This window comes from Actinotalea sp. (genome assembly GCF_041597215.1).
Classification (GTDB): domain Bacteria; phylum Actinomycetota; class Actinomycetes; order Actinomycetales; family Cellulomonadaceae; genus Actinotalea.
The window spans coordinates 1-6,219 of sequence record NZ_JBFHHB010000187.1; the positions used below are offsets into that span (position 1 = coordinate 1).

A 6,219-nucleotide genomic window follows, 5' to 3' on the forward strand; every position below is an offset into this window, starting at 1 on the left:
GCGAGCTGCCCGGGGATCTGGGTCTCGCCGCCCGACTTCACGAGCTCGAGCATCCTGGCGTTCGGCCTCAACGCGCGGACGAGGTCCGCGGCGTGGGTCACGACCACGACCTGGGAGCGCTCGGCTGCCGTCACGATCATGGCCCCGAGGGCCGGCAGCAGGCTCGGGTGCAGGCTCGACTCCGGCTCGTTGAGCACGAGCAGGGCCGGTGGCCGCGGGGAGAGCAGGGCAGCAGCGAGCGCGAGGAAGCGCAGGGTCCCGTCGGAGAGCTCGGCGGCGCCGAGGGGTCGACGCAGTCCCGACTGCTGCAGCCCCAGGCGGCAGGCCCCGTCCTCGTCCTCGGTGAGGACGAGTCGCGAGCCGTCGAAGGCACCCGCGACGGCAGCGTGCAGGGCCTCGGCGTCGCCGACCCGGTCGATCGTGGTCAGCGCAGCCGCCAGGTCGTCGCCACCGGCCGAGAGCACGGGGGTGAACGTGGCCACCCCCGGGCGCCTGGCCGGTGCGGCTGCGTCGGTGCGCAGGTGGTCGTAGAAGCGCCAGCGGCGGGCCTGCTCGCGCAGCGCGTACAGCTCGGGGGCCTGCGACGGGTCGACGAGCGAGGCCATCAGCGACTCGTGGTCCCGGACCTGCCACGGCGCCGTCCGCAGCGCGAAGTCGCTGTCACGGGTCTGCACCCGGGGTCCGTGCCGGTCGGCCAGCAGGGTCGAGGGGCGCAGGACCGGCCCCGCCCACACCGCCTCCGTCTTGATCTCCGGGTCGAGCCGGAAGGGACCGAGCTGAGGCAGGCCCAGGTCGATCGCGTAGGAGAGGTCGTCCGAGGCGAAGCCGAGGCGAAGGGCGACCTGCGGCTCGGTGCGCGTGCCGGCGAACAGGGCGGAACGCATCCCGCCCTCCTGGGCGAGCGTCGACAGCGCACCGTCCCGCACGAGGTCGGCCAGCAGCCGCAGGGCGCGGTAGAAGCTCGTCTTCCCGCTCCCGTTCGCCCCGGTCACGACCGTGAGGGCGTCCAGCTCGGTGACGAGGTGGCGGATCGACCGGTAGTTCTCGATCGCGATCGTGCGCAGCATGCTCCGCACCGTAGCGTCGGTCGGTGACGCGCCGAGGTCGACGGCCAGCGCTTGCCCCCGGCCTCGGACGGGACGAGGGTGGAGGTGTACGCGAGGAGGCGCACCATGGACGTCGAGCGCATGATCCGTACCGCGCAGGCCGTCACGGGGGCAGGGCGAGGGATTCTCGCCGCGGACGAGAGCGCCCCGACGATCGCCAAGCGGTTGGCCACGATCGGGGTGGAGTCCACCGAGGGGCGACGCCGGTCCTACCGGGAGATCCTGGCCACCACACCGGGTCTCGGTGACTTCATCGGGGGCGTGATCCTGTTCGACGAGACGCTGCGGCAGCAGGTCGCGGACGGCACCCCGTTCGCCGAGGCGTTCGCGCGGCAGGGCATCGTGCCCGGGATCAAGGTCGACGCCGGGACGCGTCCGCTGGCCGGCTCGCCCGGGGAGGTCGTCACCGAGGGGCTCGACCGGCTGCGGGACCGGATGGTCGAGTACGAGGCGATGGGCGCGCGGTTCGCGAAGTGGCGCGCGGTCATCCGGATCGGTGACGGGATCCCGACGGCTGCCTGCCTGGAGGCGAACGCGCACGCCCTTGCCCGCTACGCGGCGCTCGCGCAGGAGTGCGGGCTGACGCCGATCGTCGAGCCCGAGGTCCTCATGGACGGCGCGCACGACCTGGCGACCTGCGCGCGGGTCACCGAGGCGGCGGTGCGCGAGGTCTACGCACAGCTCGCGGCCCAGCACGTGGTGCTCGAGGCGACGTTGCTCAAGCCGAACATGGTCCTGCCCGGCACGGACTGCCCGGAGCAGGTCGGCGACGAGGAGATCGCCGAGGCGACCGTCGCCGTGCTGCGGCGCGTCGTGCCGGCCGCGGTGCCGGGGATCGTGTTCCTCTCCGGTGGGCAGACCGACGAGCAGGCCACCTCTCGGCTCGACGCGATCAACCGGCAGGGCCCGCAGCCCTGGGAGCTGAGCTTCTCCTACGGGCGAGCCCTGCAGGCGCCCGTGCTCCGGGCATGGGGCGGCGACGACGGTCGTCGCGAGGAGGCCCAGAAGGCGCTGCTGCACCGCGCGAGGCTGAACTCCGCGGCACGGCAGGGTGCCTACCTTCCCGAGATGGAGGGCTGAGTCGCGGCCGCGCTCGCCGCGGTGGGTGCGGCCGCGTTCCAGCGCCGTGACCTGGTGGGGGACCGACCGGTCGCCTGGGTCCTCGGCGGTCCATTGACCACCAAAACCCCGGGGCGTACCGTCGAAAATCCGACCGGGCGACGGTCGCCCGGTCCGGGCCGGAGGCATCATGCTCGCCACGTACAACCCGATGCCCACCCTCGCGGTCGCCGACATGGCCCGCGCGAGGGCGTTCTACGAGGGGACGCTGGGCTTCACCGTCCAGCGGGAGTCCGAGGACGGCGTCGTCTACGGCGCCGGGTCCGGGTCCTTCCTCGTCTACTCGTCCGGCTACGCCGGAACCAACAAGGCCACCGCGATGTCGTTCTCGGTGCCCACCGACGCCTTCGACCCCGAGGTCGACGCCCTGCGGGCGGCGGGCGTCTCCTTCCAGACCTTCGAGGTCGAGGGGCTCACCTGGGCCGACGGGGTCGCGAGCTGGGCCGAGAGCCGCTCGGTCTGGTTCGAGGACCCGGACGGCAACATCCTCAACGTCGAGACGGGGATGGAGGCCTGATCGATCGCGACGTCGATCCCGCCTCGCTCACGGCTGCCCACGGCGCGACCTGCGCGGTGGGCAGTCGTCATGAGGCCGAGGCGAGCTGGGTGAGCATCCGCCGCGAGAGCACCCGGATCACCGGCACCAGGGCGAGCCCGATGCCGACCGCGACCGCGATCGTCAGCCAGACCTGGCCGAGGCCCTCGCCGAGCACCGCCACCCGCCAGATCGGGTCGATCATCCAGAACGTCGGGAACAGGCGCGCGATCCACTGCGGCCAGTCCGGGAACAGGTAGAAGATCACCGGGCCGAAGAGCAGGATCCCGCTGCTCTTGACGATCGTGAAGAGCATCGCTCCGTCCTTCGCCAGGGAGCCGATCACCAGGCCGAGGAGGGAGGAGAACACCGCGCCCAGGGCGACCACCACCAGGACCTGCGGCCAGTTCGCGCCGAGGGCGCTGTTGAGCCAGAGCGTCATGATCGAGACGAGGAAGGCCATGAGGGAACCGAGGGCGGCCTTGGCCACGAGCACCTCGCTCACCCGCGCCGGGGTGACGAGGATCGCGGTGAGGGTGCCCCTGGTCTTCTCGTCGACCATCGACGAGGCCGGCAGGAACGCGCCGGCGATGAACAGGGCGTACATCATGATGACCGGCACCAGGCGCAGCCCGATCGGCAGTCCGGCCGATCCCAGCCGGACGAGGTCGACCTGGACCGGGGGCGGACCGCCGTCGACGGCCCGGACGAGGTCGAGGGTCGTGACGGTGAGGATGAGCCGGTTCGCGGCGTAGGACTCACCGCTGAGGAACAGGTCGAGCGGGGGCCGGTCGCCGGCGCGGACCGACTCGTCGAACCCGGGTGGGAGGACCAGTCCGCCGTCGTGGTCGTTGGCCTCGACCGCCGCCCGCAGCGCATCGGCGTCGTCGAGCAGCGTCAGGTCGATACCGTCCATCTCCCGCAGGGCTGCCGTGATCGACGAGCTGCCCTCGTCCACCACGGCGAGTCGTGGCGCCGGCTCGAAGAGTGAGCCGAACGCCAGCTGGAAGACGGCCGTGAGCGCCACCGGGAGCACGATGGCGTACAGGAAGATCGGGGAGCGGGGGCCGAGGGCGAGGTCCTTGCGGAGCACCACCCAGGCGCGGGAGAGGGTCACAGCGTCTCCGCCTTCCGCTTGAGCACGAGGACGCCGGCGACGTAGATCACCACGACCCAGACGAGCGCGCCCAGCAGCCCGGGGCCGATCTCCGACCAGCCGGCGCCGTCGCTCGTCACCTGGTCGAGCGCGTCGATGACCGGGTACGAGGGCATGGCCATGACCCACCCCGCGGCGGTGCCGGGGAAGAGCACGGAGAAGGTCGGCACCAGCAGCGGCAGGACCAGGAGCATCGTCAGGAAGAGGGTGCCGATGAAGTCCTTCCCGGCCGATCCGGTGATCATGCCGATCCCGGTGAACATCAGCGCCCCGAGGAGCACGGTCACGAGCAGGGGTCCCCAGGACGTGGCGGTCAGCGCACCGATCGCCGCCAGGAGCAGCAGGGCCTGACCGCCCGTCAGGAGCGTCCCGTAGATCGTCTTGGCTGCCAGGAAGTCACCCACCCGGGCCGGGGTCAGGAGGACGGCAGTGACCGTCCGGTTGAGGATCTCGTTCGCGATGAGCGAGGAGAGCGCGAAGGTCTCGATCATGAGCACGAAGAAGGCGAGCATCGGCCGTAGCCGGTCCCGCATCGAGGCCTGGTCCCCCGTCCGGTCGGTGCCCAGCACGACGGTGGCCTCGGTCACCGGCAGCGGGCGGCCGGAGAGCGTGTAGGCGATCTCCCGCACGACGCTGGTCATCGCGTCCTGGACCTCGCTCGGCACGTCGGCGTCGGTGTAGACGGTCACCGTCGGCTGCTGCCCGGCGGTCGTCAGCGCCACGAAGTCGACGGGGAAGGCGATGCCGATGTCGACGGTGACCGTCGTCGAGCCCTCCGGGGCCTGCGCCGCAGCGCCGGGGCCCACCAGGACCGTCTCACCCGAGGCCGTCCGGTACACCTCGAGGTCTCCCGCGACGGCTGCCCGGAGGTGCTCGGCAGTGTCGACCGGGACGACGTCCAGGGCCTCGTCGGTCTCGGCGCCCGCCTGGTAGGCGGACACGAGCTCGTCCATCCCGGTCTGCTGGATGCCGACGGTGAGCGACTCCTCGACCGTGTCGGGCACGAGGTAGAACAGGCCGACGAACATGACCAGCCCGACGGCGGACAGGACGAGGTACAGGGTGTCGCGGGAGAACTCCCGGACGTCCTTGCGGACGATCGCGGCGACGATCGCGACCCGGGAGACCTGCCTGGTCATCCCGCCAGCCCCCGGCCGGTGAGCTGGATGAAGATCTGCTCGAGCGTGGCCTCCTCGGTGTGGATCGTCAGGAGGTCCGGCGAGGCGGCGAGCTCGGCGAGGCGCGCCGAGGAGGCGCCGTCGAGCGGCAGGACCTCCTCGCGGACGCCGTCGCCCTCGCGCAGCCGGACCTTCACCGAGCGGGTCCCGTAGGTGAGCTTGAGGTTGTCCGCGGTGTCCAGGGCGACGATCTCGCCGTTGTTGATGAACGCGATGCGGTCGGCGAGCTGGTCGGCCTCGAACATGTCGTGCGTGGTGAGCAGGACGGCGACGCCACGGGCGGCCTCCTCCTCGATCGTCGTGCGGATCGCGGCGGAGGTCACCGGGTCGAGTCCGTCCGTCGGCTCGTCGAGGAAGAGGACGTCGGGGCTGTTGATGAACGCGCGGGAGATCATCATGCGCTGGCGCATCCCCTTGGAGAACGTCTTGACCCGGTCCTTGGCCCGGTCCGCGAGGCCGACCCGGCGCAGCACGCCGAGCGCGTCGGGATCCTTGATCCCGTAGAGGGAGGCGAAGAACTCCAGGTTCTCCGTGGCCGACATGTTCGGGTAGAGGTTCTTCTCCTCGAAGCAGACGCCGATCCGGGCCTGCATCGCCGGGTCGTCGACGCCGACGTCGGTGCCCAGGACCGTCGCCCCTCCACCGCTGGGCTTGAGCTGACCCGTGAGCACCTTGATGGTCGTGGACTTGCCGGCGCCGTTCGGGCCGAGGAAGCCGAGGATCTCCCCGGGCTGGACGTCGAAGGAGATCCCCTTGACCGCCTCGAGATCGCCGTAGGAGAAGCGCAGGTCCCGGACGCTGATGGCCGGTCCGGTCATGAGAGTGCCCCTTCGTCGCGGCGCGGGGTCGGTCGCCTCGGAGGCCCGGGCGAGGGTGGACGGCTCCGCCTGCTCTCGACCTTAGGCCGGTCCGGCGCAGCGGGCAGCGGTTCGGGGCACCCGGTTCCGCACGGTCGCCCGGCGGTCGGCGAGCGCCCCTTGCCGACGTTCAGCGGAGGTCGCGCCGCCGGAAGCCGACGAAGCCGACCGCACCGAGCGCGAGGGCGACGAGCAGCAGCCAACCAGGACCCGTCCAGTCGACCGAGACGGCGGTCACGTCGGGCACGTGCCACAGCGGGCTGATGCC

The 6,219-nt window shown here is 71.7% G+C and carries 6 protein-coding genes; 2 read left to right on the forward strand and 4 right to left on the reverse strand.

Translation table 11 applies throughout. The annotated features are described in order from the left end of the window. A partial coding sequence (locus ABWK99_RS12255) for an AAA family ATPase (protein WP_372594985.1) occupies positions 1 to 1,067 on the reverse strand: 1,067 nt, incomplete at its 3' end. 105 nt (positions 1,068 to 1,172) lie between these two features. Here ABWK99_RS12255 and ABWK99_RS12260 point away from each other — a divergent pair. Both ABWK99_RS12260 and ABWK99_RS12265 read left to right on the forward strand, forming a co-directional pair. Continuing rightward, complete coding sequence (locus ABWK99_RS12260) at positions 1,173 to 2,186, forward strand: class I fructose-bisphosphate aldolase (RefSeq protein ID WP_372594986.1); 1,014 nt, start codon at positions 1,173 to 1,175, stop codon at positions 2,184 to 2,186. Positions 2,187 to 2,355: 169 nt separating this feature from the next. Then, positions 2,356 to 2,742 (forward strand): VOC family protein, encoded by a 387-nt coding sequence (locus ABWK99_RS12265; RefSeq protein ID WP_372594987.1) that lies wholly within the window; start codon positions 2,356 to 2,358, stop codon positions 2,740 to 2,742. 67 nt (positions 2,743 to 2,809) lie between these two features. Here ABWK99_RS12265 and ABWK99_RS12270 read toward each other — a convergent pair whose 3' ends face one another. Genes ABWK99_RS12270 through ABWK99_RS12280 form a run of 3 tightly spaced genes read right to left on the reverse strand, consistent with a single transcriptional unit; the run spans position 2,810 to position 5,912 of the window. Next, on the reverse strand, positions 2,810 to 3,877 hold the full coding sequence (locus ABWK99_RS12270; protein WP_372594988.1) for an ABC transporter permease: 1,068 nt from the start codon (positions 3,875 to 3,877) through the stop codon (positions 2,810 to 2,812). Further along, the gene (locus ABWK99_RS12275; protein ID WP_372594989.1) at positions 3,874 to 5,055 is read right to left on the reverse strand and encodes an ABC transporter permease; all 1,182 of its coding nucleotides are present in this window, start codon (positions 5,053 to 5,055) and stop codon (positions 3,874 to 3,876) included. The genes ABWK99_RS12270 and ABWK99_RS12275 overlap by 4 nt, the downstream gene beginning before the upstream one ends. Further along, positions 5,052 to 5,912: an ABC transporter ATP-binding protein gene (locus ABWK99_RS12280; RefSeq protein ID WP_372594990.1), complete on the reverse strand. Its 861-nt coding sequence runs from the start codon at positions 5,910 to 5,912 to the stop codon at positions 5,052 to 5,054. The genes ABWK99_RS12275 and ABWK99_RS12280 overlap by 4 nt, the downstream gene beginning before the upstream one ends. Between the last annotated feature and the right edge of the window lie 307 nt (positions 5,913 to 6,219).

What these genes read in the sequence shown, in the direction of transcription:
- ABWK99_RS12280 (WP_372594990.1), bottom strand. Translation starts at nt 5,912, where the DNA reads ATGACCGGACCGGCCATCAGCGTCCGGGACCTGCGCTTCTCCTACGGC.
- ABWK99_RS12260 (WP_372594986.1), top strand. Translation starts at nt 1,173, where the DNA reads ATGGACGTCGAGCGCATGATCCGTACCGCGCAGGCCGTCACGGGGGCA.
- ABWK99_RS12275 (WP_372594989.1), bottom strand. Translation starts at nt 5,055, where the DNA reads ATGACCAGGCAGGTCTCCCGGGTCGCGATCGTCGCCGCGATCGTCCGC.
- ABWK99_RS12265 (WP_372594987.1), top strand. Translation starts at nt 2,356, where the DNA reads ATGCTCGCCACGTACAACCCGATGCCCACCCTCGCGGTCGCCGACATG.